The 24,893-nt window shown below is 67.4% G+C and carries 27 protein-coding genes; 18 read left to right on the forward strand and 9 right to left on the reverse strand.

All coding sequences use genetic code 11. The annotated features are described in order from the left end of the window. Nucleotides 1-3: 3 nt before the first annotated feature. Genes ISP25_RS14355 through pssA form a run of 6 tightly spaced genes read left to right on the forward strand, consistent with a single transcriptional unit; the run spans nucleotide 4 to nucleotide 6,577 of the window. The gene (locus tag ISP25_RS14355; protein ID WP_404614810.1) at nucleotides 4-2,109 is read left to right on the forward strand and encodes an FUSC family protein; all 2,106 of its coding nucleotides are present in this window, start codon (nucleotides 4-6) and stop codon (nucleotides 2,107-2,109) included. Continuing rightward, nucleotides 2,099-2,299: a DUF1656 domain-containing protein gene (locus ISP25_RS14360; RefSeq protein WP_192160097.1), complete on the forward strand. Its 201-nt coding sequence runs from the start codon at nucleotides 2,099-2,101 to the stop codon at nucleotides 2,297-2,299. Before ISP25_RS14355 ends, ISP25_RS14360 begins: the two co-directional genes overlap by 11 nt. Before the next feature lie 7 nt (nucleotides 2,300-2,306). Beyond that, nucleotides 2,307-3,338: an HlyD family secretion protein gene (locus ISP25_RS14365; RefSeq protein ID WP_192160095.1), complete on the forward strand. Its 1,032-nt coding sequence runs from the start codon at nucleotides 2,307-2,309 to the stop codon at nucleotides 3,336-3,338. Then, nucleotides 3,335-4,783 (forward strand): efflux transporter outer membrane subunit, encoded by a 1,449-nt coding sequence (locus ISP25_RS14370; protein ID WP_404614813.1) that lies wholly within the window; start codon nucleotides 3,335-3,337, stop codon nucleotides 4,781-4,783. Before ISP25_RS14365 ends, ISP25_RS14370 begins: the two co-directional genes overlap by 4 nt. 33 nt (nucleotides 4,784-4,816) lie before the next feature. Further along, the gene (locus ISP25_RS14375) at nucleotides 4,817-5,131 is read left to right on the forward strand and encodes a hypothetical protein (protein ID WP_404614815.1); all 315 of its coding nucleotides are present in this window, start codon (nucleotides 4,817-4,819) and stop codon (nucleotides 5,129-5,131) included. 48 nt (nucleotides 5,132-5,179) lie between these two features. Further along, the gene (gene pssA, locus ISP25_RS14380; protein ID WP_404614817.1) at nucleotides 5,180-6,577 is read left to right on the forward strand and encodes a CDP-diacylglycerol--serine O-phosphatidyltransferase; all 1,398 of its coding nucleotides are present in this window, start codon (nucleotides 5,180-5,182) and stop codon (nucleotides 6,575-6,577) included. Between the two features lie 10 nt (nucleotides 6,578-6,587). Here pssA and bioC read toward each other — a convergent pair whose 3' ends face one another. Genes bioC through ISP25_RS14395 form a run of 3 tightly spaced genes read right to left on the reverse strand, consistent with a single transcriptional unit; the run spans nucleotide 6,588 to nucleotide 9,194 of the window. Then, complete coding sequence (bioC, locus tag ISP25_RS14385; protein ID WP_404614819.1) at nucleotides 6,588-7,469, reverse strand: malonyl-ACP O-methyltransferase BioC; 882 nt, start codon at nucleotides 7,467-7,469, stop codon at nucleotides 6,588-6,590. Continuing rightward, nucleotides 7,462-8,250, reverse strand: a complete 789-nt coding sequence (bioH, locus tag ISP25_RS14390) for a pimeloyl-ACP methyl ester esterase BioH (RefSeq protein WP_404614821.1) — start codon at nucleotides 8,248-8,250, stop codon at nucleotides 7,462-7,464. The genes bioC and bioH overlap by 8 nt, the downstream gene beginning before the upstream one ends. Continuing rightward, a complete protein-coding gene (locus ISP25_RS14395) occupies nucleotides 8,247-9,194 on the reverse strand; it encodes a sulfurtransferase (RefSeq protein WP_404614823.1) in 948 nt (315 codons plus the stop codon). The genes bioH and ISP25_RS14395 overlap by 4 nt, the downstream gene beginning before the upstream one ends. Before the next feature lie 209 nt (nucleotides 9,195-9,403). Between ISP25_RS14395 and ISP25_RS14400 the strand changes: the two genes are divergently transcribed. Next, nucleotides 9,404-9,895 carry a hypothetical protein gene (locus ISP25_RS14400; RefSeq protein WP_404614825.1) on the forward strand — a complete coding sequence of 164 codons (492 nt, stop codon included), beginning with the start codon at nucleotides 9,404-9,406 and terminating at the stop codon, nucleotides 9,893-9,895. Here the strand turns inward: ISP25_RS14400 and bioF are convergent. Continuing rightward, nucleotides 9,879-11,099 carry an 8-amino-7-oxononanoate synthase gene (gene bioF / locus ISP25_RS14405; protein WP_404614827.1) on the reverse strand — a complete coding sequence of 407 codons (1,221 nt, stop codon included), beginning with the start codon at nucleotides 11,097-11,099 and terminating at the stop codon, nucleotides 9,879-9,881. The two genes, ISP25_RS14400 and bioF, sit on opposite strands and share 17 nt — an antisense overlap. Nucleotides 11,100-11,606: 507 nt before the next feature. After that, nucleotides 11,607-12,650: a biotin synthase BioB gene (bioB, locus tag ISP25_RS14410; protein ID WP_404614829.1), complete on the reverse strand. Its 1,044-nt coding sequence runs from the start codon at nucleotides 12,648-12,650 to the stop codon at nucleotides 11,607-11,609. A gap of 125 nt (nucleotides 12,651-12,775) precedes the next feature. Here bioB and ISP25_RS14415 point away from each other — a divergent pair, with 125 nt between their 5' ends. Together ISP25_RS14415 and ISP25_RS14420 are read left to right on the forward strand one after the other, a co-directional pair. Next, nucleotides 12,776-13,489: a ComF family protein gene (locus ISP25_RS14415; RefSeq protein WP_404614831.1), complete on the forward strand. Its 714-nt coding sequence runs from the start codon at nucleotides 12,776-12,778 to the stop codon at nucleotides 13,487-13,489. A 202-nt stretch (nucleotides 13,490-13,691) separates the two neighbouring features. Next, entirely contained in the window at nucleotides 13,692-15,005 is a 1,314-nt protein-coding gene (locus ISP25_RS14420; protein WP_404614833.1) for a hypothetical protein, read from the forward strand. A gap of 25 nt (nucleotides 15,006-15,030) precedes the next feature. Here the strand turns inward: ISP25_RS14420 and ubiA are convergent, their stop codons facing one another. Continuing rightward, a complete protein-coding gene (gene ubiA, locus ISP25_RS14425; protein WP_343227598.1) occupies nucleotides 15,031-15,960 on the reverse strand; it encodes a 4-hydroxybenzoate octaprenyltransferase in 930 nt (309 codons plus the stop codon). Nucleotides 15,961-16,276: 316 nt separating this feature from the next. Here ubiA and ISP25_RS14430 point away from each other — a divergent pair, with 316 nt between their 5' ends. After that, nucleotides 16,277-16,639: a DUF1304 domain-containing protein gene (locus ISP25_RS14430; RefSeq protein ID WP_404614835.1), complete on the forward strand. Its 363-nt coding sequence runs from the start codon at nucleotides 16,277-16,279 to the stop codon at nucleotides 16,637-16,639. Between the two features lie 51 nt (nucleotides 16,640-16,690). Beyond that, nucleotides 16,691-17,035, forward strand: a complete 345-nt coding sequence (locus ISP25_RS14435; protein WP_404614837.1) for a TfoX/Sxy family protein — start codon at nucleotides 16,691-16,693, stop codon at nucleotides 17,033-17,035. Nucleotides 17,036-17,076: 41 nt separating this feature from the next. Here the strand turns inward: ISP25_RS14435 and phnN are convergent, their stop codons facing one another. From phnN to phnF, 3 genes are read right to left on the reverse strand one after another with little or no spacing between them, the layout of a single operon-like run. Beyond that, nucleotides 17,077-17,664 (reverse strand): phosphonate metabolism protein/1,5-bisphosphokinase (PRPP-forming) PhnN, encoded by a 588-nt coding sequence (gene phnN / locus ISP25_RS14440; protein ID WP_404614839.1) that lies wholly within the window; start codon nucleotides 17,662-17,664, stop codon nucleotides 17,077-17,079. Further along, nucleotides 17,661-18,317: a DUF1045 domain-containing protein gene (locus ISP25_RS14445; protein WP_404614841.1), complete on the reverse strand. Its 657-nt coding sequence runs from the start codon at nucleotides 18,315-18,317 to the stop codon at nucleotides 17,661-17,663. The genes phnN and ISP25_RS14445 overlap by 4 nt, the downstream gene beginning before the upstream one ends. After that, nucleotides 18,317-19,048 (reverse strand): phosphonate metabolism transcriptional regulator PhnF, encoded by a 732-nt coding sequence (phnF, locus tag ISP25_RS14450; RefSeq protein ID WP_192160063.1) that lies wholly within the window; start codon nucleotides 19,046-19,048, stop codon nucleotides 18,317-18,319. Before phnF ends, ISP25_RS14445 begins: the two co-directional genes overlap by 1 nt. Before the next feature lie 136 nt (nucleotides 19,049-19,184). On the opposite strand from phnF, the gene phnG reads away from it, so the two are divergent. The 7 genes from phnG to ISP25_RS14485 are packed head-to-tail and all read left to right on the forward strand — an operon-like array spanning nucleotide 19,185 to nucleotide 24,798. Next, a complete protein-coding gene (phnG, locus tag ISP25_RS14455) occupies nucleotides 19,185-19,631 on the forward strand; it encodes a phosphonate C-P lyase system protein PhnG (RefSeq protein WP_404614843.1) in 447 nt (148 codons plus the stop codon). Continuing rightward, nucleotides 19,631-20,218: a phosphonate C-P lyase system protein PhnH gene (gene phnH, locus ISP25_RS14460; protein WP_404614845.1), complete on the forward strand. Its 588-nt coding sequence runs from the start codon at nucleotides 19,631-19,633 to the stop codon at nucleotides 20,216-20,218. The genes phnG and phnH overlap by 1 nt, the downstream gene beginning before the upstream one ends. Further along, entirely contained in the window at nucleotides 20,219-21,322 is a 1,104-nt protein-coding gene (locus ISP25_RS14465; RefSeq protein ID WP_404614847.1) for a carbon-phosphorus lyase complex subunit PhnI, read from the forward strand. Next, complete coding sequence (locus tag ISP25_RS14470; protein WP_404614849.1) at nucleotides 21,319-22,152, forward strand: alpha-D-ribose 1-methylphosphonate 5-phosphate C-P-lyase PhnJ; 834 nt, start codon at nucleotides 21,319-21,321, stop codon at nucleotides 22,150-22,152. The genes ISP25_RS14465 and ISP25_RS14470 overlap by 4 nt, the downstream gene beginning before the upstream one ends. Next, nucleotides 22,149-22,919, forward strand: a complete 771-nt coding sequence (gene phnK / locus ISP25_RS14475) for a phosphonate C-P lyase system protein PhnK (protein ID WP_404614851.1) — start codon at nucleotides 22,149-22,151, stop codon at nucleotides 22,917-22,919. The genes ISP25_RS14470 and phnK overlap by 4 nt, the downstream gene beginning before the upstream one ends. Further along, the gene (gene phnL / locus ISP25_RS14480; RefSeq protein ID WP_404614853.1) at nucleotides 22,916-23,617 is read left to right on the forward strand and encodes a phosphonate C-P lyase system protein PhnL; all 702 of its coding nucleotides are present in this window, start codon (nucleotides 22,916-22,918) and stop codon (nucleotides 23,615-23,617) included. Before phnK ends, phnL begins: the two co-directional genes overlap by 4 nt. Before the next feature lie 38 nt (nucleotides 23,618-23,655). Then, on the forward strand, nucleotides 23,656-24,798 hold the full coding sequence (locus ISP25_RS14485; RefSeq protein ID WP_192160050.1) for an alpha-D-ribose 1-methylphosphonate 5-triphosphate diphosphatase: 1,143 nt from the start codon (nucleotides 23,656-23,658) through the stop codon (nucleotides 24,796-24,798). Nucleotides 24,799-24,893 lie beyond the last annotated feature (95 nt).

A 24,893-nucleotide genomic window follows, 5' to 3' on the forward strand; every position in this document is an offset into this window, starting at 1 on the left:
GCGATGGCAGGGGCATCGACCATTCCGGAACCTGCGGCACGGCGCTGGCCTGCATTGGCGGAAGTTTTCGCGGGCGAGGGGCGTGCGTGGCTGTTCGTGGCCAAGACCCTGCTCGCGGTATACCTGGCCGCATGGCTGGCGATGTGGCTGCGGCTGGAGGCGCCGTCCACGGCGATGATCACGGTGGGTATCGTGATGCACCCGCAGAGCGGCATGGTGCTGGCCAAGAGCTTTTATCGCGCGATCGGCACCCTGTGCGGCAGCACCTTCGGGTTGGCCCTGTTGTGCGCATTCCCGCAGCAGCGCGAACTGTTCCTGCCCTGCCTGTCGCTGTGGGTGGCGCTGTGCGCCGGCGGCGCCACGCTGTACCGCAACTTCATGTCCTACGGCTTCGTGCTGGCCGGCTATACCGCGGCCATCGTGGCGTTGCCGGCAGCGGCGAATCCGCTCGACGTGTTCGATTCGGCGCTGATGCGCGTGAGCGAGGTGATGCTGGGCATCGTGGTGTCCGCCGTGGTTAGCGACCTGGTGTTCCCGGACCGGCTGCGCCTGGTGTTGCGCCAGAGTGCACGTGCGCATTTCGCCAACTTCATCGACTTCGTGCGCGGCTCGACCGGCGGCAGCATCCCGCGCGCGGCGATGGAACAGGCGCACCTGCGCTTCGTGCGTGCGGCGGTCCAGTTGGAGGACATGCGCGCCTCGGTGATCTTCGAGGATCCGGAGATCCGCGCGCGCAGCACGCGCATGCGCCTGCTCAACCAGCACAACATGGCGGCGGCGACCAGTTTCCAGTCGCTGCATCACCTCATCAACCGGCTGCAACGCGAAGGTCGTGTTGCCGAAGTGGATGCGCTGATCGCGCTGTACCGGCCGATTGGCGCGGCGCTGGAGGCGGCGCCGGCCGACCTGCACGACCCCGCGGTACTGGCGCCGCGCCTGCGCGAGTGCGCGCGGCAGTTGCCGGCGCTGGAGGCAACGCTGCGCGAGGGCCTGGCGCCTGGCCACGCGCAGCTTGCGTTCGACACCGGCGCCACCTTGCTGAAGCGTTTCCTCGACGAATTGTGCGGCTACGTCGAAGTGGAGTTGGCGCTGCGCGCGCAGGTGCAGCGCGGCGGGGTGGAGCGCGTGCATTTCCGTCGCGGCCACGACGCCAGCGGCGCGCTGGTAGCGGTGCTGCGCACCTTCCTCACCATGAGCGCGCTGAGCATGTTCTGGATCGCCAGCGGCTGGCCGTTCGGCGCCAGCGCGATGCTGCTCGCCACGATCTTCAGCGGGCTGCTGGCGGCGGCGCCGAACCCGCTGGCTTCGGCGTTCAACATGCTGCTCGGCTACGCCTTCGGGATGCTGGCCGGCATCTACGCGGCCTATTGGCTGCTGCCGGGCAGCGACGGCTTCGTGATGCTGGTCGCGGCAACCCTGCCGTTGCTGCTCGTCGGACCCTGGCTCAATGCCCATGCCGAGTTCAGCGGCGTCGGCGGTGGTTATGCGATCGGCATCGTCTACATCCTCGCCTTGAAGAATCCGATGGTGTACGACCTGACCCATACCTTGAACGACGCCGTCGCGCAGCTCGCCGGCGTGGCGCTGGCTGCGGTCTCCTTCGTGTTCGTGCCGCGCGTCACCGGCAGCGGCTGGCAGCGGCGTCGCCAGTTCCGCCGGCTGCGTGAGCAGGTGGTGGAGGCCGCTACCGCACCGTTGGATGGCCTGCGCTGGCGCTTCGAAAGCGCCAGCCGCGACCTGTTCCATCAGGTGATCACGCACACCCGCCCGGGCAGCCGCCAGTCGCGCGCCCTGCTGGGCTGGGCGCTGGCGGTGCAGGAAAGCGGGCGCGCGCTGATCGAGTTGCGCGAGCAATTGCGCAGCAGCAACGCGTCGGCCGCGGCACGTGACGCGGCGAATCGCGCGGTCCAGGCCGTTGCGCAGCTCTATCACCAGCCGGAAGAAGCGCGCCGGCAGCGGGCCGAGGACGAGGTGCGCGCCGCGATCGAAGCCTGCGCCACCGCCCCTGAGCTGCGCACGCACCTGTACCAGTTGCTGGGCGCGCTGCGCGACGACGAATCGCCGCTGGCCGCCGCCACCGCCGTCGAGGAACCCGTCCATGCCCAATGAGATTTCCGTCGGCGGCGTACTGGTACCCGGGTTGTTGCCGATCTTCCTGGCCTGCTTGCTGCTGATGCTGCTGGTTGATGCGGTGATCGGTCGCTACGGCCTGCATCGCTACGTGTGGCACCCACCGTTGTTCCGCCTTGCCCTGTTCGCCTGCCTGTTCGCCGCGGGCGGCTTGTTGTTTTTGTATTGAGTCGACCATGAACAAGACTTCGCTGTTGCGCTTCCTGATCACCGCCTGCGTGGTGCTGGTCGCCGCCCTGCTCGGCCATGTGCTGTGGAAGCACTATCTGTACTCGCCATGGACCCGCGACGGCCGCGTGCGCGCCGATGTGGTGAAGGTGGCGCCGGATGTGGCTGGCCTCGTCACCGAGGTGCGCGTGGCCGACAACCAGTTCGTGCACCGCGGCGACGTATTGCTGGCGATCGATCCTTCGCGATACAGGCTCGCGCTGGCACAGGCCCATGCCAACCTTGGGGCGGCGGGCGCCAGCGTGCATGCCGCCGAGGCCAACATCGCCGCGGCTACCGCCGCAATGGCTGCACGCAAGACCGACTACGCGATGTACCGCGCGCAGGCGAGACGGCGCATGCAAGTGCCGGCAGGCAGCGTGGTGTCCAGCGAGACGCGTGACAACGCGGTCGCCGCCGCCGAGGCGGCGGAAGCGGCCTGGCACCAGTCCGAGGCCGCGTTGAAGCAGGCACAGGCCGCGCACGACCAGGCGCTTTCGGCACAGGCGCAGGCGCAGGTGGCGGTGCAGAACGCCGAGCTCAATCTCGAGCGCACCCAGGTGCGCGCGCCGGTGGACGGCTACGCCACCAATGTGCAGGTGCGCGTGGGTGATTTCGCCAATGCCGGCGCACAGCAACTCGCGCTGGTGGACAGCCACAGCTATTACATCTACGGCTATTTCGAGGAAACCAAGCTGCCGCAGCTGCGCATGGGCGATCCGGTGGACGTACGCCTGATGGCCGGCGGCATCGAGCTCAAGGGGCATATCGACAGCATCGCGCGCGGCATCACCGATCGCGACAACCCCGGCAGCCCCGATCAGCTGCCCAACGTGAATCCCACCTTCAACTGGGTGCGCCTCGCGCAACGCATCCCGGTGCGCATCGACATTGATCCCGACCGGATGCCTGCGGGCAGTGTGCTGGTGGCCGGCATGACCGCGACCATCACCGTGCATCCGCGCGACGACGACCGCTCGCCGCGGCGGGCGCAGCCATGACACGTGTGACACGCACGCTCGCATCCGCTGTGCTGGCGCTGCTGCTGGCCGCATGCGCGTCCACCCGTGGCCTGCATCCCAACGGCCATGAAATCGTTCCGGGCAGCCTGCAGGCGCAGCAAAGCCTTGCCGGTGCGCAGCTGAGTCCTGCCGCATGGCCGCAACAGGACTGGTGGCACGCGCTGGGCGATACGCAACTCGATGCGCTGGTCGCCGAAGCGTTGCGCGACAACCCCGGCCTCGCCGCAGCCGACGCGCGCGCGCAGCTGGCGCAATCCGAAGCGCAGGCCCTCGATGCGGCGCGCGATCCCAGCGTGGAAGCCAGCTATGCCGCCACCGGTGCACGGCTTTCCGAAAAGGAAGTCGGCTTGGTGCTGCCGGAGGCCGTGGGAACGTTCGCATGGATGCAGAGTGCCGGCGTCGATTTCTCCTGGAACCTCGACCTGTGGGGCGGCCAGCGCGCCGCATGGGAGGCCGCACTGGGGCGCAGCCGTGCCGCGGAAGTGGATCGCCGCGCGGCACGCATTCAGCTGTCGGCGAACGTCACGCTGGCCTATATCCAGCTGCGCCAGGCCTTCGCGTTGCGCGACATCGCGCAGCACGATGTCGAACGCTCCGACCGCATCGCCGCGCTCACCCATACCCTCGTCGCCAGCGGCATGGGCCTGCCGGACAGCCTGCTGCAGGCGCGCGCCGAGGCCGGCATCGCGCACCAGCACCTGGCGGCCGCCGATGCGGCCATCGACAGTGCGCGCATCAGCCTCGCCGTGCTGCTGGGCAAGGGTCCGGATCGGGGCCTGCAGATCGCCGCACCCACCGGACTCAAGCCGGTGTCGCTGGCGATTCCTCCCGATCTCACGGCCAACCTGCTGGGGCGCCGCCCCGATCTGGTTGCCGCACGCTGGCGCGTGGAAGCCGCGTCGCAGGACATCAAGGCGGCCAAGGCGCAGTTCATGCCCAACCTCAACATCAGCGCGATGGCCGGGTTCCTTGCGCTGGGCGACAATGTGCCGTTGTTCCAGATGCCCGCGCGTACTTACAGCGTCGGCCCCGCGCTGTCGCTGCCGCTTTTCGACGGCAAGCGTTTGCGCGCCGGCCTCAACGCTCGCGATGCGCTGTACGACGGAGCAGTGGCCAACTACAACCAGACGCTGGTGCGCGCGGTGAATCAGGTAGCCGACCTGCTCAGCCTGTCGCGCTCTGTGCAGAACCAGCTGCAGACGCAACAGGACGTGCTGCACAACGCACAGCGCGCCTACGACGACGCGCAGATCGGCTACAAGGCAGGACTGGGTACCGAGTTGAACACGCTGGTTGCCCGCCACCTGCTGCTCACCGCCGAGCAGAACCAAGCTGTGCTGCAAAGCCGGCAAGCGGAGCTGGCCGTGCGCATGGTCGAAGCGCTGGGTGGTGGATTCGAGAATGAGGCGGCACAAGCGAAGTGATCGCGCCGAATGTGCCATGTTTTGGGAGCAACAATGACGCGCACAAAGAAAATCTTCTTGGTGATTCTTTTGCTCAACGCTGTAGCAAGTATTGGTGTCGTGATTCTTGGTTTCGGTTATGTCCCACTTGATGACCTCTGGAAGACTCTGGAATGGTTCGTTTCAGGGGCATTCTTGTCGATCATGGGCATGCTCTTCATGTGGAGCATGCCGAGGGAAGACTTGAATATGGATGACGCGCCTCCACGAGTCGTGCGTTTGGCTGTAGGAATAATTGGGTGCGGAGTGCTTGCGGTAGCTGTTTTTGCGAAGGGCGTTGTTGAGGCGGCTTCGCTGCTGGCAGGTTAGGTTGATTTGGTGTCTTCAAGGTCACCCACATTCGTTATCCTCTGACGCATGAACATGCTGATCAATGCGCCGCGCCGCCTCGCGCGCCGCCTCGTCTCGCCGTTGCGCCCGAAGTCGCGGACTTGGCTGGAGGCGCTGCCTGCTTTCGCGGTGCCAGCCACCGCCATCGGAACCCTGCACGGGCCTCAGGCATTCCATCAGGCGCTGCTGACGCAGATCGCACAGGCCACGCGGCGCATCCTGATCGTGACGCTTTACCTGCAGGACGATGACGCAGGTCGCGAGGTGATGGAAGCCCTGCACGCTGCGCATGCGCAGCGGCCCGAGCTGGAGATCGACGTTTTCGTGGACTGGCATCGCGCCCAGCGCGGCCTGATCGGCAAGCAGCAAAGCCCGGGTAACGCGGCGATGTACCGCGACTGCGTGCAGCGCCATGGCGGCGGCGTGCGCGTGTGGGGCGTGCCGGTGCAGAACCGCGAACTGTTCGGCGTGCTGCACCTCAAGGGTTTCGTATTCGACGACACCGTGCTGTACAGCGGTGCCAGCCTCAACGACGTCTACCTGGCCAAGCACGGGCGCTACCGGCTCGACCGTTGCCATCGCATCCGCGATGCCGCGCTGGCCGAGAGCATGGCGACGTTCGTGCAGCGGCAGTTTCGCGGAAGCGAAGCGGTGCGCCGGCTCGACCTGCCCGATCCGCCGCCGACACGCACACTGTTGCCGGCGATCCGCACGTTCCGTCAGCAACTGCAGCAGGCAGCCTACGTGGTGCCGATGGCGACCTTGCCGGATGGCGCCGTGGCCGTCACGCCGCTGAAGGGTTTCGGTCGCGCCGACAATGCGCTGAACGACACCATGCTGGCCCTGCTGCGTGGCGCGCAGCGGCGCATCGTGTTGCTCACGCCGTATTTCAACCTGCCAGGGCCGGTGCGCGCCGCCTTGGGCCACGCGCTGCGGCGCGGGTGCAGCGTCGAGATCATGCTGGGCGACAAGACCGCCAATGATTTCTACATTCCACCGGCGCAACCGTTCCGCACCATCGGCCTGCTGCCCTATCTCTACGAAAACAACCTGCGCCGCTTCGCGCGCACGCATGCGCGCCAGCTCGCCAGCGGCCAGCTGAACCTGTGGCTGTGGCGCGATGGCGGCAACAGCTACCACCTCAAGGGCCTGTTCGTGGACGACGACTGCGCCCTGCTCACCGGCCACAACCTCAATCCGCGCGCCTGGGCGCTGGACCTGGAGAACGGGCTGCTGCTGCGTGATCCCTCGCGTCGCCTGCACGCGATGCACGAAGCGGAATGGGCATCCTTGCGCCAGCACGCCACGCGACTGGCGGACCATTACGCTCTGGAAAGCACACGGGATTATCCGCCGGAGGTGCGGCGCTTGCTGCGACGCCTGAGCCGGGTGCGGCTGGATCGTTTGGTGAATCGCCTGTTGTGAGCGACGCGGCTCAGCGCCGCCGGGAACCGCGCAGGCTGTCCACCGAGAAGCTGGCCATTTCGCCGCCGCCGGCCATGCGCCGCGACTGCCCCGGTGGCGGGCCCCAGGCATGCGCGGTCACCACCTCCCAGGTGGCGGGAATGCGACCTTCCACACGCATCGCCTCGTACGCGGCGAGCATGGCGCGGTAGTGGGTCTTGCCGGTGAGGTGGCGTTCGCGCGCGGCGTCCGCGTGGGTGGCGCCTAGGCCGCGCAGTTCTTCCAGCAGCTTGCGCGGCTCGCTGTAGGTGAGCATGTAGCGCTCCACGTCCAGCACCGGATCGCGCAGGCCTGCGTTGAGCATCGCGTCGCCGATGTCGTGCATGTCGAGGAAGCGGCTGACGTGGGAATGACCGTCCGCCGCGGCCCAGGCCGCGCGCAGTTCCTTCAGAGTGTCCGGGCCGAAGGTGGTGAAGGCAAGCAAACCGCCGGGTTTCAGCACGCGCGCGCATTCGCCGAACAGCGCCGCGAGATCGTCGATCCACTGAAAGCACAAGCTGGAGTGCAGCACGTCAACGCTGTGGTCGGGGAAGGGCAGCGCAGTGGCTTCGGCGCAGACGCGGCGGAACGGCTTGAGCCAGCCGCTGTGCGCCTTGGCTTCGCGCAGCATCGGCAGTGCCAGGTCGACCGCGATCACTTCGGCCTTGGCATAGCGCTGCTTCAGCAGCGCGGTGCCGCGGCCCGTGCCTGCGCCGACGTCGAGCACGTGCGTGGGCGTTTCCAGATAGACGTCCAGACGCTCCAGCAGCGACTGCTGCACTTCGCGCTGCAGGGCGTCGTGCTTTTCGTAGCTGCGCGCGGCGCGGCCGAAGTTGCGGCGAACGCGCTCGCGGTCGAGATGGAAATCATTCATGGGAGCCGCACTCGTCAAAGCTGTCCAGCAACGGCTGCAGCGCCTGCGCCACCTGGTCGGGGTAAGTGAAGAACGGCGCGTGGCCGGCGTGTTCGATCTGCATGTAGCGGCCTTGCGCCTGCTGCGACGACCATTCCATCGCCTGTGGCGGAACCAGGCGGTCGCGACGGCCGGCGATCCACACGTTGGGCTGGCGCAGTTCGGGCAGGCGCGCGCGCAGGTCGCTGGTTTCCAGGATGCGGATGCCTTCCTGCAGCACGCGCAGGTCCGGTTCGCCGCGTGCGAAAGCCAGCGCGCGCAGGTGACGCAGCTCGGCGCGCGGATCGGGGCTGCCCATCGCTTCCAGTGCGAGGAAGCGCTCGATGGTGGCGTGGTAGTCGGTCTCCAGGTCCAGCGCGAGCTGGTGCACCAGCGCGGCGTCGCTGCCCCATGGCCAGCCTTCGTCGCGCGCGAATTTCGGCGTGGCGCAGAGCATGGCGAGGCTGCGTACGTGCTGCGGATGTTCCAGCGCACCGGTGAGCGCGATCAGGCCGCCCAGCGACCAGCCCAGCCAGAGCGCCGGCGGCGTGGCTTTCGCGATGGCGGCGGCGCAGGCGACGGGTTCCAGCGGCAAGCCGCAGTCGCGCGAATAGCCGTGGCCGGGCAGGTCCACCACGTACATCGTGCAACGATCCGGCAGCGCAGCCACCAGCGGCGACAGCATGCCGCCGTGCATCGCCCAACCGTGCAGCAACACCAGTGGAACGGGACCGCGGCCCAGCTTTTCGATGTAGAGGCTCATGCCTCGCCCAGATGGTGCTGCGCGCTGCTTATGTTCGCTTCCCTATTTTTATGGGGTGAAGCGCCAACTGCGTTCGCCTCCTCTCCCCGCTGGGGAGAGGGTTGAGGTGAGGGGCGGGTGCTTGCGAAGGCGTCGCTCGGAGTCTGCTTTGATGCAAACGCATCGCAAGATTGCCCCCTTATTCCAGCCTTCTCACCGTCGAGGAGAGGGATCTCGCCCGAGGGCAGCAGGTCGGCACCCACCGCGCCCCGCCCGTCGAACACGAAGCAGTCTCCCTGCCAGTGCGCGCCGTCGGTGAGCTCCAGGTACTTCAGGATGCCGCCTTCGAGCTGGTGCACATGCTCGATGCCGAGTTCCTGCATGTGCAGCACAGCCTTCTCGCAACGGATACCGCCGGTGCAGTACGACACCACAGTCTTGCCCGCGTAGCGCGCGCGGTCGGCGGCCACCGCCTCGGGAAAGGCCGTGAAGCTGGCAAGGCGGTAGTCCACGGCGTCGGTGAACTTGCCCACGTCGGTCTCGTAGTCGTTGCGCGTGTCCAGCATCACCACTTCGCGGCCGTCGTCATCGCGGCCGCGATCCAGCCAGCGCTTCAGCGTCGACGCATCCACCGCAGGCGCGCGGCCGCCCTCGGGGCGGATCGCCGGCATGCGCATGGTGATGATCTCCTTCTTCAGTCGCACGCGCAGGCGGCCGAATGGCGTGTCGTCGGACAGCGACTCCTTCGCCTCCAGGCCCGCGAAGCGCGTGTCGGTACGCAGCCACGCCATGAACGCATCCACCGCCTCGCGCGGACCGGCGAGGAACAGGTTGATGCCCTCGGGCGCGAGCAGCACGGTGCCTTTCAGCGCCAGCGCAGTGGCGCGTTCCAGCACACGCTCGCGCAGCGCGGGCAGATCGTCCAGCGCGACGAAGCGGTAGGCGGAAAGGTTGATGACGGACATGGCAGGGAGGGGTCGAGGCTGGCGCATGATTAATTATAAGTGGTGTGTTTGCGGTTCTGGCCGATGCACGTACATCGCCGCTGGCCGCAGACGACAGGCCGTAACGGAGTGTGCGCACGATGCCCCGCGGTGCGTAACGACAGGCGGCGAACCGCATCGCAAGGCACGCTTGCCTGGCCCGATCCAGGGTGCGCTCCGGAGGAAGGGACATGAAGACAGGCATGAGCTTGGCTGTCGGATTGCTGTGGTTCGCGGCATCGGCAATCTCGGCGCAACAGGCGAAGCCATCCGCAGCCGGACGCTACACCGACCTCGTGGCCACGCTGCAGAATGACGACGACATCAACACTTGGTACGGCATCGCCAACGCCTTGCGGCGGGACTTCGACATGATCTGTGGCGACACCTTCTGCGAGGGCGACTACAGCAACATCGCGGCGTTGCGCTTTGCCTGCGCTGCCGATGCGGCAACGGGCGAGATCGGCCAATGCGCATGGAGCTTCGCGGCCAGCGACGAGCGGATCGATGCGCGACGTGGTCGCGTTCATGCAGCCATCCCGGTGTGGCGCTGCGTGAGTCCGTTGGCGCCGCACACCACGGTGCGCGAGTTGCTGTCCGCCCTGGCCGTGGCGCATCCGCTGCATGCACCGCTGCCGCGAACGGGCGCCACGCTGTACGACGGGCTCAGTGATTGCCTGTAGCACCATGGCTGGATGCATTGGCCTGTCCGTGAAAGTGGCTGCCCAGCGCATCCAGCAGTTGGTCGACATGCTCGTCCTCATGGGACGCCGACAACGTGATGCGCAGCCGCGCCTGGCCCTGCGGCACCGTGGGCGGCCGGATCGCAGTGACCAGCAAGCCGTGCTGTTCCAGTGCCTGCGCGGCTGCCAGGGCGGTTTGCGCGTTTCCCAGCAGCAACGGTTGGATCGCACTGTGCGAGGTCATCAGCGGCAGGCCGAGTTGCATGGCGCCGGCGCGGAAACGTGCGATCAGCGATTGCAGCTTTTCACGGCGCCAGGTCTCGCCGCGGGCGACTTCCACGGCTGCACGGGCAGCTGCAGCCAACGCGGGCGGCATGGCCGTCGTATAGACGTAGGGGCGCGCGAACTGCATCAACCCGACGATCAGCGCAGCGGAACCGGCCACGAACGCGCCACTGCAGCCCAGTGCCTTGCCCAGCGTGGCCATCAGCACGGGCACCTCGCGCTGGCCGAGGCCGGCGGCCTGCACGCTGCCGGCGCCATCCGCGCCCAGCACGCCAAGACCGTGCGCATCGTCCACCATCAGCATGGCGTGTTCGCGCGCGCACAGCGCGGCGAGTCCGGCGAGCGGCGCCACGTCGCCGTCCATGCTGAACACGCCGTCGGTGGCGAGCAGGGCGGCAGCCTGCGGGCGGCTCTGCAACTGGCGCGCGGCCGCCGCGACATCCGCATGCGGATAGCGCTTCAGTTCGGCGCCCGCGAGTTGTGCGCCATCAAGCAGGCACGCGTGATTGAGCTTGTCCTGCACGCACACATCGCCGCGGGCCAGCAACGCCTGCACCGTGCCGAGGTTGGCCATGTAGCCGGTGGAAAACAGCAGTGCGCGTTCGCGCCCCGTCCACTCGGCCAGCGCTTCCTCCAACTGTGCGTGCTCGCGGCGATGGCCGCAGATGAGGTGCGCCGAGGCGCCGCCCACACCCTCGTCGTCGACGACACGCTTGAGTGCGGCGATCAATTGCGGATGCTGCGCAAGGCCGAGGTAATCATTGCTGCAGAAACCGAGCAGCCGGCGACCACCGCTTTCCAGCCACGGGCCTTCCACATGCTCAATGGTGCGCAGACGACGACGCAGATTGGCGCGCTCCCGTTCGGACGTCTGCGCCGCCAGACGCTGGAGGAGGTCGGGGCGCAGCGGAGTACCCATGCTCAACATGTAGCGTTGCCCAAGCCCTGGTCCGCAAACGGAAGGCGGCAGTTGCCATCAAGCGTCAATCGCGCGATGCCCTCAATTCCCGGATGCGGCGCGGTGTGGCCGCGTCGTCTGTCGCGCAAGTGGGAGTATTTCCAGTCCCCTGGATACAACCTGCTCGCAATCCAGGTGTATCCCACCCGGCCATTGCTCTTGGTTCCTTCTCTTGATTCCGGGCATTCCCGGATCAAATCCGGGACAGGCGCTGCCCGCCGCCCTTCGAGCAGGCTTCGACGCACGCCACCGCTCCTGCGGTGGCGTGCGGCCAGCAAAGAGAAGGAACTCGGGCGCTGGCAGGCGATCGAAACCGCCTGGTTTCTTGCGATGGGGGAGGAAAGGCTCCTCTCCCCAAGCCGATCTCCCATAAATCGGACGGGGTGCTGGATATCGCGGCAGATGGCCGGAAGGCCGCCGCGGGCGAGCCATCGAACGATCACGTTCGCCCGGGCAAGCAAACCCAGATCAGGCCGCCACACTGCATCCGCACCCATGACCACACCCCGCCGGCGCAGCCTCCATGATGTCCGCATGCACCGTACTCGCTTCCTCGACCACCTCCATCGCATGCAGGTCGAGTCGACGGAACAGCGCGCGGTCATGCTCGGTGTCCGGGTTGCCCGTGGTGAGCAGCTTCTCGCCGTAGAAGATCGAGCCCGCGCCAGCGTGGAAGCACAGCGCCTGCACAGCATCGTCCATCTGCTGGCGACCCGCCGAGAGGCGCACGATGGACAGCGGCATCAGGATGCGCGCCACCGCGATGGCGCGCACGAACTCGAACGGATCGAGCTTCTCCGCGTTGCCCAGCGGCGTACCCGGCACCGGCACCAGCTGGTTGATCGGCACCGAGTGCGGATGTTCGGGCAGGTTGGCCAGCGCCTGCAGCAGCCCCGCGCGCTGTTCGCGCGTCTCGCCCATGCCGACGATGCCGCCGCAGCAGGTCTTGAGGCCGGCGTCGCGTACCTGCTCCAGCGTGGCGAGGCGATCCTGGTATTCGCGGGTGTGGATGATCTCGCCGTAGAACTCGGGCGCGGTGTCGATGTTGTGGTTGTAGTAGTCGAGACCGGCGGCCTTGAGCTGCTGCGCATGGCCGTCGCCGAGCAGGCCCAGCGTGGCGCAGGTTTCCAGGCCGAGATCCTTCACCGCGCGCACGATCTCCGCGACCTTGGGGATGTCGCGGTCCTTCGGGCCGCGCCACGCCGCGCCCATGCAGAAACGGCTGGCGCCGGCGGCCTTGGCGGCCTTCGCGCGCGCCAGCACGTCGTCGACTTCCATCAGCTTCTGCGCCGCCACGCCGGTGTCGTAGCGCGCCGCCTGCGGGCAATAGGCGCAATCCTCCGGGCAGCCGCCGGTCTTGATCGACAGCAGAGTGGACACCTGCACCGCGTTCGCATCGTGGTAGGTGCGGTGCACGGTGTGCGCCTGGTGCAGCAGTTCGTTGAACGGCAGTGCGAACAGCGCGGCGACTTCTTCGCGGGTCCAATCGTGGCGAACGACGGCTTCGGACATGGGACGACTCGGTGGTGGAGTGCGCGAAGTTTGGGTGGCGTGCCAGTGCGCGTCAACCGGTCGCCCGGGTATCCGGGTTGACGGAGGCTACCCTTGCTATCGCCGGGCTCGACATGGAAGGCGGGATGACAACACTCAGGGAAACATGGCTACGACCGTGGCGCTGGCTGTTGCCATGGCGCTGCCTCTTGTGTGGCGCGGCGGGTGCCGATGGCATGGACCTGTGCGCCGATTGCGCCGCCGAAGTACCGCGCAACCGCACTTGCTGCGTGCGATGCGCCCTGCCGCTGGCCACGACTGCCGCGGTCTGCGGCGAGTGCGTGCGCCGCGCGCCGCCATGGGACGCAGCATGGGCACCGTTCCGCTACGGTTGGCCGCTGGACCGGTTGGAGTCCCGCTTCAAGTTCGGCCGCGACCTTGCCGCCGGTCGCACGCTGGCTACGCTGTGGCGGCGCGAAGCCATGTCGTTGCCGAAGCCCGAACTGCTGTTGCCAGTGCCCCTGCATCGCGTGCGCCTGCGTCAACGCGGATACAACCAGGCGCGCGAGCTGGCGAAGCCGTTGGGGCGCCACCTCGGCGTACCGCTGCGTCACGACGTGCTGTCGCGCTGCCGCGGCACCACGGCGCAGACCGATTTGGATGCCGCCGGCCGCCGTCGCAACGTGCGCGGCGCCTTCGTTTTGCGTGCAGGCATCGCCTTGCCCGCGCACGTGGCGATCCTCGATGACGTAATGACCACCGGTGCCACCCTCGCCGAATGCAGCCGGGTGCTGAAGCGCGCCGGCGTGCAGCGGGTGGATGTGTGGGCGCTGGCGCGTGCGCCGTCACCGCGCGGTTGATGGCGGTTTTCCGCAAGGAGCCGCCGCTGCCGATTTCGAACGATCGACGTGACCCCGAAGGAAGTCGCCGTTGACGATGACGGCAATGCGTCGCTATGGCAGCCATGTTTCCGTGGGCGTCTTGACCGCATGCGGAAAGCCAAGCGCCTGTCTCAAGCAGTTAGTATGCGGAAGGCGGGGTCAATGATGGAGGAGGTTCATCATGTCGGCGTGGGCTTGGATCCGTAAAACGGTATGGGTGACGTCGCTGGGGCTTTTCCTGTCCATGCCGGCGCTGGCAGCGTCGCCGACGCCGGCCGAGATCGCGAAGGCAAAGTCCGTCTTCGCAGATGCGCAGAACGTCTCCGCCAGAGACGCCGATCGCCTGTGGGGCGTGCCGCTCTACGGCCGGATGCTCCTGGTGATCCCAGCCACGCGCGCCGTCATCGCCAACCAGCCGGATCCGCAACAGCGGCTGCAACCCCAGGACGGGGTCTATGTCGGCATGCTGCCCGAGGACGTGGTCCTTTCCGACGCCCCCACGGAATGGGAAGGTGTGCGCTGGACGCAGCTGAGATTGCCGATGCTGCCCCAGGATGCGGGCGCGCGCTCGATAACAATGGCCCACGAGATGTTCCATCGCATCCAGCCGGAGCTTCATCTGGCGGCAAATGCCACGGCCAACCCGCAGCTTGATACGGAGCAAGGACGGCTGTGGCTGCAGCTGGAGTGGCGCGCGCTGGCCGCAGCCCTGATCGAATCAGGCCCGGCGCAGACGCAGGCCATCCGTGATGCGTTGGTCTTCCGCAACCAACGTCATGCGCTGTTTCCAGGCTCGGCCGCGACGGAGGCAGCCATGGAGATCGTGGAGGGCACAGCGCAGTACACCGGCATCGCGGCCGCGGAGCCGGATGCCGCGGCGGCGCGCTGGTACGCGGCCGCCGACCTGGTCCATCCCGATGCGGAGGTTTCCTTCTCGCGCATTTCTGCCTTCATGTCCGGACCGGCCTATGGCCTGCTGCTGGACGAACGCCTGCCCGGATGGCGCAAGGCGTTGAACGAGCATTCCGACCTTGGCGCGATGCTGGCATCGACGCTGCACGACAACGCAAAGGAGTCGGCCGACTCGCGTGCAGCGGTGTACGGCGCAAGCGGGCTACGCATCGAGTTGGCGGATCGCGCCGCTCGCGAAGAAGCCATGCAGGCGCAATACCGTGCCGCGCTAGTCGATGGGCCGACACTCTCGCTGACAGCGCTGGGGCGCTTCAGTTTCAATCCCAGTACTGCAGTGTCACTGGGTGCGGACGGCATCGTCTACCTTACGTTCCACGCCATCGCGCGCTGGGGCACCCTGGACGTGAAAGCGGGCGGCGTGCTGGTGTCGTCGGACTTCAGTCGCGCTGCGTTGCCCGTGCCGACGACAATCAAGGGCTCGCATCTCGAAGGCAACGGCTGGACCATCGACCTGGCGCCGGGCTGGTCCGCCGCGCCGGCAACCAAGTCTGGAAACTACGTGTTGATGCAGAGCCCCCGTTGATCGCCCCTGCCAATCGGGTGCCTGCTCACCGTATCGCCAGTGCCATGGCAATGCCGATCCATACCGTCAGGCCCCACCAGTTGTTGTGACGGAAGGCGGCAAGGCAGGCGCCGCGCTCGCGCTTGCGGATCAGCCACAACTGATAGGCGAACAGGCCGGTCGCCACCAGCAGGCTCAGCCAGTACGGCCAGCCCAGTTGTGCACGCTGGCCTGCGAATACCATCGCCAGGAGCAGCGTGGCCATCAGCACGCCGAGGATGGGCAGGTCGGCGTCGCCGAACAGGATGGCGGTGGATTTCGCGCCGGCCTTGAGGTCGTCCTCGCGGTCCACCATCGCGTACTCGGTGTCGTACACCACCGACCACAGGATGTTGGCGATGAACAGCAGCCAGCCCAGCGGAGGCACCGTACCCGCCACCGCGGCGAACGCCATCGGAATCGACCAGCCGAAGGCGGCGCCCAGCACCACTTGCGGCAGGGACGTCCAGCGTTTGGTGAACGGATAGATCGCCGCCAGCGCAGCGCCAGCGAACGAGAGTTCGATAGTGAGCCGGTTGGTGAACAGCACCAGCACGAAGGCGAACGCCAGCAGCGAACCGAACACGAGCAAGGCTTCGCGCGGCTTCACGCGCCCGCTGGCGATGGGTCGCCCGGCGGTGCGCTCCACCTGCGGGTCGAGCTTGCGGTCGGCGAAGTCGTTGATCGCACAGCCCGCTGCGCGCATCGCGAACACGCCCAGCGTGAAGATCGCCAGCGGCTTCAGCGGCGGCCAGTCGCCCGCCGCCAGCCACAACGCCCACCACGTCGGCCATAGCAGCAGCAGCGCGCCGATGGGACGGTCCATGCGGGTGAGCACCAGGTAGTCGCGCAGCTTTTCCCGATGCCGCGCCGGCAGCTTGCGCAGCAGCCAATCCAGCACCCCATTCGCCCGCGTGGAGCTGTCGGCAGGACGCACGGCGGCAACCGGCGCCTTCGCCACGCGCGGCGAGGACGAGGGGACAGGTTTGCGCCGCTGGCGCTTGCGTGAAGTGGAGGCCATCCGGATGATTTTAGCTCGCGGGGGCGAGGGGCATGGCGTGATGCAGTCCTGGGAATGACAATGGAATCCATGGCTGTGCTGACCGGCGGGCGGTGGCGGTTATTCGCCGCAACCCCGAAGCATGGCCTGGCGCGTGCGCCGGCGATGCGTGGCGGCGGTCGTTTCATGGGGCGGGGAGCCTGCCGGCGGGTGCCGGCATGCGGTGACTGCATGTGTTGTCTGGAGACGGATCATGTTGGCGACAATTTCAGGCGTCGTGGTGGTTCTGGTGGCCCTGCTCCACGCCTATTTCCTCGTGCTGGAAATGTTCCTCTGGGACAAGCCGGCCGGCCGGAAGGCCTTCGGCCAGTCGAAAGAACAGGCGGCAGCCACAAAAACGCTGGCGGCGAACCAGGGTCTGTACAACGGCTTCATCGCCGCGGGACTGCTGTGGGGTGTGATCCGGGGTGCGGCGGGCTACGAGTTCAAGCTGTACTTTCTGCTGTGCGTCGTCGTCGCGGGCATCTATGGCGCCGCGACGGCGAACCGCAAGATTCTCTATGTGCAGGCGCTTCCCGGTCTGCTGGCGCTGTTGCTGGTGCTTCTTTCGCATTGAGCGCCGGCGGCATGCAACGCGATTCGATACAGGCTCGAGGTTCCCGCACGCATGGCCACTGACAGTGATTACATCGATTACGTGAGCGAGCAGGTCGCGCTTGGCGACCGGCTCACGCACAAGAAGATGTTTGGCGAGTACGCGCTGTACGTCGATGGCAAGGTGGTTGCCTTCGCCTGCGACAACAGCCTGTTCGTGAAACCCTCTGCAGCGGCGGCGACGCTGGCGCCTGGGCTTCCGCAGCGGCCGCCGTATCCCGGTGCCAAGGACTATCCGGTGGCCGACGAATGGCTGGACGATTCGGATGCGATCCGCCGCCTGTTCCTCGAGACGGCAGCACTGATGCCTGTACCGAAGCCGCGCAAGCCCTCGGCATCGGGCAAGCGCGGCAAGTAGCCCGCGTGCGATTGCGCCTGTGTTGGTTTCGGTGTGCGCCCTTATCCTGCCGATACGGGGGCGGAGGCATGTTGCCGTTCGACCTGCGAGTCGGGCCGGATCGCCTGCAGCAAACTTGAGCCGGCTTCCGCAAGGCAACCGTCGTTGTGGATGACGATGCTGTCCGGCGGAACCGGATAGGTATCCAGGCGTGCGATGCGCGCGGCGATCTCGGCTTCCGATTCGCGCCCGCGAGCGGCGAGGCGGAGCGCGATCGTTTCCTGGCTCGCGGTGATCAACACGGGGTGCAAGGCGGGAAACCGCTCGCAAGCCAGCGCATACGCGCCGCGCGAGCCGTTTACCAGCACATCGGCACCGCGCGTCAACCAATGCCTCACTTCGCTGCCGATACCGTAATGCAGGCCGTGGGCTTTCCAGGTCAGTGCGAACAGGCCGCGCTGCTCGCGCGAGCGGAATTCCGCCACGCTCAGCGCAATATGGTTCTCGCCGCCGGCATGCGCGGGCCGGGTGATGTAGCGGTGCGCGCACAACACGCCAAGCGGCACGCCGTGTTCTCGCACCCACGCCAGCACGCTGTCCTTGCCCGCGCCGGATGGGCCCATCACGTAATACAGGCGGCCCGTGCTCATGCCGCCGCTCCCGTGCCGAGGGGAATCCTTTCGAGCGGATCGAACGGTTGGCCGGGCGCTTTTTCCTGGCAGAGGGTGAGCGCGTCGATGCGCGCGACCGGGCGGTTGGCCAGCCTTGGCGCAAACCATGCGCGCATCGCCTGCGTTTCGGTTTCGCTGGCCGGCGCGGATACCGTCATGTGGAAGCGATAGCGATCGAGCACGTAGGGATAGCCATACTGGCGGAACAGCGCGAGCTCCGCTGCGTCGAGGTGTGGCGCTCGCCGCTGCCAGGTGGCCTCGCTGTTCGGCGCGCGCAGCGGGTTGAGGCGGCGCACGCATTGACCGGCCAGGGTGTGGACGTCTTGCTCGTCGCCATGCGGCCGCAGCGCGAGAAAGCCCGCGAGATGGTCCAGTTGCATGGCAAGTTCGATGACGCTGGCGTGCCGCGCGATATCGGCGACCTCGCGGCGCAGCTCGTCGTAGCCGGCCGATTCGACCAGGGCGAATGGCGCGCACAGCGTGGCGTGCCAGCCGTAGCGGCGCACGTTGGCGGTCAACGCATGCCAACGCTCCGGCGCAATGCCCGATGTGGGACCGGCGGACAGCCATTCGCGCCCGAGGAGGTCCAGCCCGCTGCCCGCGGGCGGGCAGAAATACACGGCATAACGCATCAGTGGCCTGCCATCAGCACGAGTTGCACCCAGTCGCCGGAGAAGCGCGTGATGCCGTATTGCACCGGCATGCCGCGCGTGTCGACGTTGATCGATTGCACGTGGAGCACGGGCCGGCTCGCCGGCTGCTTCATCAGGCGTGCAGTGTGGGCGTCGGGCAGGCGTGCGGAAACACGGGTGTGTTTGCGCTCGTAGTCGGCCACGCCGAATTCGGCCAGCGCGCGGGTGACCGAGCGCAGCCGGCGGTACACGGCGGGGAAGTCGGGAAAGCGTGCGACGGGGAAGTAGGCGGTGCTGTAATCGACGACATGGCCGTCGGCATGGTCCAGCGTTTCGATGCGGTAGACGTATTCGTGGCGGCCCAGGCCCAGTGCCTGGGCGACCTTCGGTGGCGCGATCTCGCGCGCTTCCTCCAGGAACTCCATGTCGGCTTCGACATTGAGGTTGCGCATGTTCTGCGCGAAGCGCGTGCGGCGGCTGATGAGGTAATCCATCGTCTGCTCCTGCACGAAGCTGCCACGTCCCTGCTCGGTGCGCACCAGGTTGCGTTCCTCCAGCGCGGCGATCGCGCGGCGCACGGTGTGGCGGTTGACGTCGAAGCGTGCGGCCAGCTCCTGCGCCGACGGCAGTTGCGCGCCCTGGCGCGGCTGCCCCTTGAGGATCTCCGACGCGAGGATGCCGCTGATCTGGCTCCACAGCGCGACGCCACGTCCCCGTTCGATTTCGCTCATACCACGCCCTCAACCTGTCTATTCACCGTCATGGCAACGGCACGCTGGCCTGCTGCAATGGCTCACAAGGGGCGCCGTGCAGGCGCCGCCGCCTGTCTAGATAACTAGACATTTGTGACAAGCCGAGGAACACCCGATGGACACCTCCCCCCACCTGGCGCGCCCGCACTGGATGTCGCTGCTGGCGCAGGCCGATCCGGCCGAGCTGGTGCAGGCGATGGGCGCCTTCGCGCCGCCGGCCGACACCGCCTGGCTGCGCCCGGCGCAGACCGGTCTGTACATGTTGCGCGGCCGGGTCGGCGGCACCGGCCCGCAGTTCAATTTCGGCGAAGTCACCGTCACCCGCTGCAGCGTGCAGGCCGGCGGCCACATCGGCCACGCCTGGGTGCGCGGCAGTGATACGCGCCACGCCGAGCTGGCGGCGCTGGCCGATGCGATGCTGCAGGATGCCGACAGGCATGCGTCGTTGCGCATGCAGGTGGTCGAACCGCTGCGCCGTGCGCTGGACCGTCGTCGCGACGAGGCGAGCCGCAAGGCCGCCGCGAGCAAGGTGGAATTCTTCACCGTGGTACGGGGCGAATGATGCTGGCCGCCTTTGCCAATCCCGTGTTCGACAGCCAGCGCAACTTCCGCGAACTGCTGCAGGCGATGGCGCGCCCAGCCGTGCCGCGCACGTTGCCGGTATTGCCGCCCGCACCCGCGCCGGCCGCACCGGCCGCGATGGCGATCGTGCTGACGCTTTGCGATGCGACCACCTCCGTGTGGTTGCAGCAGCCGGAAGACGAGGTGGTCCGCCACCTGCGCTTCCATGCCGGCCTGAAGCTGGCGGACCGGCCGCAGGATGCCAACTTCGCGCTGATTACCAATCCCGCGTCGATGCCGCCGCTGGATGCGTTTGCGTGTGGCGACATGCGTTACCCGGATCGCTCCGCCAGCCTGATCATCCAGTTGGCAGCGATAAATCCCGTTGCCGCGGGTGGGGCAGGCAACACGTTCGCCGGCCCGGGTATCCGCGACACCGAAACCGTCGCCATCGACGGCTTGCCTGCCGACTTCTGGCAGCAACGTGCCGCACTGGCCGCGCTGCTTCCGCTCGGCATCGACCTGTTCTTCGTCGCCGGGCAGCAGGTGCTTGCCCTGCCGCGCACGACGCGCCTGCTGGAGGGCTGAATGTACGTTGCCGTGAAAGGCGGCGAGCAGGCGATCGCCCGCTCGCTGGAACTGTTGGCCGAGGCGCGTCGTGGCGACACCGCCGTGCCCGAACTGGAGCTTGCGCAGATCCGCGGGCAGCTGCGCCTGGGCGTGGCGCGGGTGATGCAGGAGGGCTCGTTGTACGACGAGGAGCTGGCCGCGCTGGCGATCCGCCAGGCCGCCGGCGACATGCTGGAAGCGATCTTCCTGCTGCGCGCCTATCGCACCACCTTGCCGCGCTTCGGCTACACGCTGCCGCTGGACACCACCGCGATGCGCGTGCGCCGTCGCGTCTCGGGCACCTTCAAGGACATTCCGGGCGGGCAGGTGCTGGGCCCCACCTACGACTACACGCAGCGCCTGCTGGATTTCGATACCGCGGTCGCAGCAGAGGTGGCGCCGGCCGATGTGCCGTTGCCGTCGGACATGCCGCGCGTGCTGGACCTGCTGGATGCGGAAGCGCTGATCGAGCGGATCGAACCCGGCAGCGATCCGGAACCGGTCGACCTCACGCGCGAACCGCTGATGTTCCCGGCCGACCGTGCGACCCGCCTGCAGAACCTGTCGCGCGGCGACGAAGGCTTCCTGCTCGGCATGGCGTATTCGACCCAGCGCGGCTATGCCGAAAGCCATCCGTTCGCGGGCGAGATCCGCATGGGCGAAGTGGACGTGCGGATCTGCCCGGAAGAGCTGGGCTTCGCCATCGAGATCGGCAGCATCGTGCTGACCGAATGCCAGATGATCAACCAGTTCCGCGGCGGCAACGGCGTGCCGCCGCAGTTCACCCGCGGCTACGGTCTGACCATGGGCGAAGGCGAGCGCAAGGCGATGGCCATGGCGCTGGTGGATCGCGCGTTGCGCTGCGACGAGCTCGCCGAGCCGAACCATGCGCCCGCGCAGAACCAAGAGTTCGTGCTGTCGCATTCGGACAGCGTGGAAGCCTCCGGTTTCGTGCAGCACCTGAAGCTGCCGCATTACGTGGATTTCCAGGCGGAGCTGTCGCTGCTGCGCACGCTCGCGGCACAGCACGCCACGGATGCCGAGGAGCAGCCATTGAGCGCAGCGGGTGGGCAGTGGTCATGACCTACAACTTTGCTTTCCTCGACGAAGACACCAAGCGCATGTTGCGCCGCGCGCTGCTGAAGGCCGTGGCCATTCCCGGCTACCAGGTGCCGTTCGGCAGCCGCGAAATGCCCTTGCCGTACGGCTGGGGCACCGGCGGCATCCAGGTCACCGCGGCCCTGCTCGGGCCCGATGACGTGCTGAAAGTGATCGACCAGGGCGCGGACGACACCACCAATGCGGTGAACATCCGCCGCTTCTTCCACCGCGTCGCGGGCGTGGCCACCACCGAGCACACGGCAGAGGCCACCCTGATCCAGACCCGCCACCGCATTCCTGAAACATCGCTGCGCGAAGATCAGATCCTTGTGTTCCAGGTGCCCGAGCCCGAACCGCTGCGCACCCTGGAGCCGCGCGAAGCCGAGACGCGCACCCTGCATGCGCTGGCCGATTACGGATTGATGCACGTGAAGTTGTACGAGGACATTGCCCAGTATGGACACATCGCCACCAGCTACGACTATCCCGTGCTGGTCGACGGGCGCTTCCTCACCTCGCCGTCGCCGATCCCGAAGTTCGACAACCCCAAGCTCGACCGCTCGCCGGCCCTGATGCTGTTCGGCGCGGGACGCGAGAAGCGGCTCTACGCGATTCCGCCGTATACGCGCGTGGAAAGCCTGGCCTTCGACGACCATCCGTTCGAGATCCAGCGCTGGGAGCAGCAGTGCGAGCTGTGCGGCTCCGGCGAAAGCTATCTGGACGAGGTCGTCGTGGACGATTGCGGCACGCGCATGTTCGTCTGCTCGGATACCGATTTCTGCAGCGGCCACCGCATGGAGGCGCAAGCATGAGCGCGCTGCTGCAAGTACGCGGGCTGGGCCGCCACTACGGCCAGCGCATCGGCTGCGAGGACGTGAGCTTCGACCTGCACCCGGGCGAGTTGCTGTGCATCGTGGGCGAATCGGGTTCGGGCAAGTCGACCCTGCTCAATACGGTGGCCGCGCAACAGGCGCCCACGGCTGGCTCGGTGCGCTATCGCCAGCGCAGCGGCGGCTGGCTGGAACTGGGCGCGCTGAGCGAGGCCGACCGTCGCCGCCTGGCGCGCGAGGAGTGGGGCTTCGTCACGCAGAACCCGCGCGACGGCCTGCGCCTCAACGTGAGTGCCGGCGCCAATGTCGCCGAACGCCTGATGGCGCTGGGCATGCGCAATTACAGCCAGCTGCGCGGCATCGCGCGGGGCTGGCTGGAGCGGGTGGAGATCGATCCCGCGCGCATCGACGACGCGCCGACCAGCTTTTCCGGCGGCATGCAGCAGCGCCTGCAGATCGCGCGGACCCTGGTGACGCAGCCGCGGCTGGTGTTCATGGACGAGCCGACCGCCGGTCTCGACGTCTCGGTGCAGGCGCGCATCCTCGACCTGCTGCGCCGGCTGGTGAACGAGCTGGGCCTGGCCGCGGTGATGGTGACGCACGACCTGGCGGTCGCCCGCTTGCTCGCCGCCCGCACCCTCGTGATGCAGGGGGGGCGCGTGGTCGAAACCGGGCTCACCGACCAGATCCTCGACGACCCGCAACATCCCTACACGCAATTGCTCGTTTCCTCGGTACTGACGACATGACCGCTGCCCTGATGCTCGAGCTGCGCGACGTTGGCAAGTCGTTTGAACTCCACCACCAGCACGGCGCGCGCCTGGACGTGCTGCGCGGGCTGGACCTGCGCCTGCACGCGGGCGAATGCGTGGTGCTGTCCGGCCCCTCCGGCGCGGGCAAGAGCACGCTGCTGCGCGTGATCTACGCCAACTACCGCGCAAGCTTCGGTGCGGTGCATGTGCGCCATGCAGGGCGCTGGCTCGACCTGGCTAGGGCCATGCCGCACGAGGTACTGGACGTGCGCCGCCATACGTTGGGTTACGTCAGCCAGTTCCTGCGCGTGATTCCCCGCGTGCCTGCGCTGGACATCGTCGCCGAGCCGCTGCTGCAGGCCGGCATGGACGAACGGGAGGCGCGCCAGCGCGCCGGCAACTTGCTGCACCGGCTGAACGTGCCAGAGCGCTTGTGGCTGCTGCCGCCGGGCACCTTTTCCGGCGGCGAACAGCAACGCGTGAACATCGCGCGCGGCTTGATCGTGCGCCGACCGATCCTGTTGCTGGACGAACCTACCGCGTCGCTGGATGCCGCGAACCGCGACGTGGTGGCGCAGCTGCTTGCCGAAGCGCGCGCCGACGGTTCGGCAGTGCTCGGCATCTTCCACGACGAAGACATGCGCGACCGCGTCGCCACGCGCCTGTTCCCCATGCAGGCGCTCGAAGCTGCCTGATCCCTTTTGAACCTGCGGACCTTTGCGTCGAGACCACCATGAACGATTTAGCTTTGACCAATGCGCGCATCGTGCTCGACGATGGCGTGATCCACGGCACCCTGATCGCCCGCAACGGCATGATCCGGCTGGTAGAAGAAGGATCGACGCAGGCGCCGAACGCCATCGACTGCGAAGGCGACTACGTCGTCCCGGGCCTGATCGAACTGCACACCGACAATCTCGAAAAACACCTGATGCCGCGCGCCGGCGTGCTGTGGCCATCGATCCCGGCGGTGCTGACGCATGACGCGCAGGTGGTCGCGGCCGGCATCACAACGGTATTCGACGCGCTGTCGGTGGGCGACGTGGAAGAGGAAAGCGTGCGCATCGACACCTTGCGCAGCACCTACGACGCCATCCTCGAAGGCCAGGCCACCGGCGCGCTGCGCGCCGACCACTGGATCCACCTGCGCTGCGAACTGGCCTATCCACGCCTGCTGGAAACTCTGGAACCGCTGATGGACCATGGCAGCGTGCGGCTGGTCTCGCTGATGGACCACACGCCGGGCCAGCGCCAGTACCGCGACCTTGCGCAATACCGCAAGTACTACAGCAAGAACCACATGACCTGGACGGAAGACGAGTTCGCCGACGTGGTGAAGCGCCGCACCGAACAGCAGGCGCACTACAGCGCCCGGCATGAAAGCGCCGTGCTGGCCATGGCCCACGGCCGCGACGTGGTGCTGGCCAGCCACGACGATACCGACGCGCGGCAAGTGGAACACGCACAACGCATCGGCGTGACGATCTCCGAATTCCCGACCACGCAGGAAGCCGCCGATGCGGCGCATGCGCATGGACTCACCACGATCATGGGCGCGCCGAATGTCGTGCGCGGCGGCTCGCACTCCGGCAATGTCGCGGCGCTGGAGCTGGCGCGTACCGATCGCCTGGACATGCTGTCGTCCGACTACGTCCCGGCCAGCCTGCTGCACGGCGCCTTCCTGTTGCATGCGCAGGCCGGCTGGTCGATGCCCAGGGCGATGGCGACGGTGAGCCGCAATCCGGCGAAGGCACTGGGCTTCAGCGATCGCGGCTCGCTGAAGGCCGGCATGCGCGCCGACGTGGTGCGTATGCGCGAGGTGGGTGGTTTGCCAATCGTGCGCAATGTCTGGGTGGGTGGGCAGCGCGCTTTCTGACCCGGTTACCTCGCCGGTCTTGCAGGCGGCATGAATGCCGCAGGCCGTTTTCGAATGCTTCGTCCGATGTATCGAAAGCGGTGGATGACGGCAAG

Source organism: Rhodanobacter hydrolyticus, assembly GCF_044904645.1.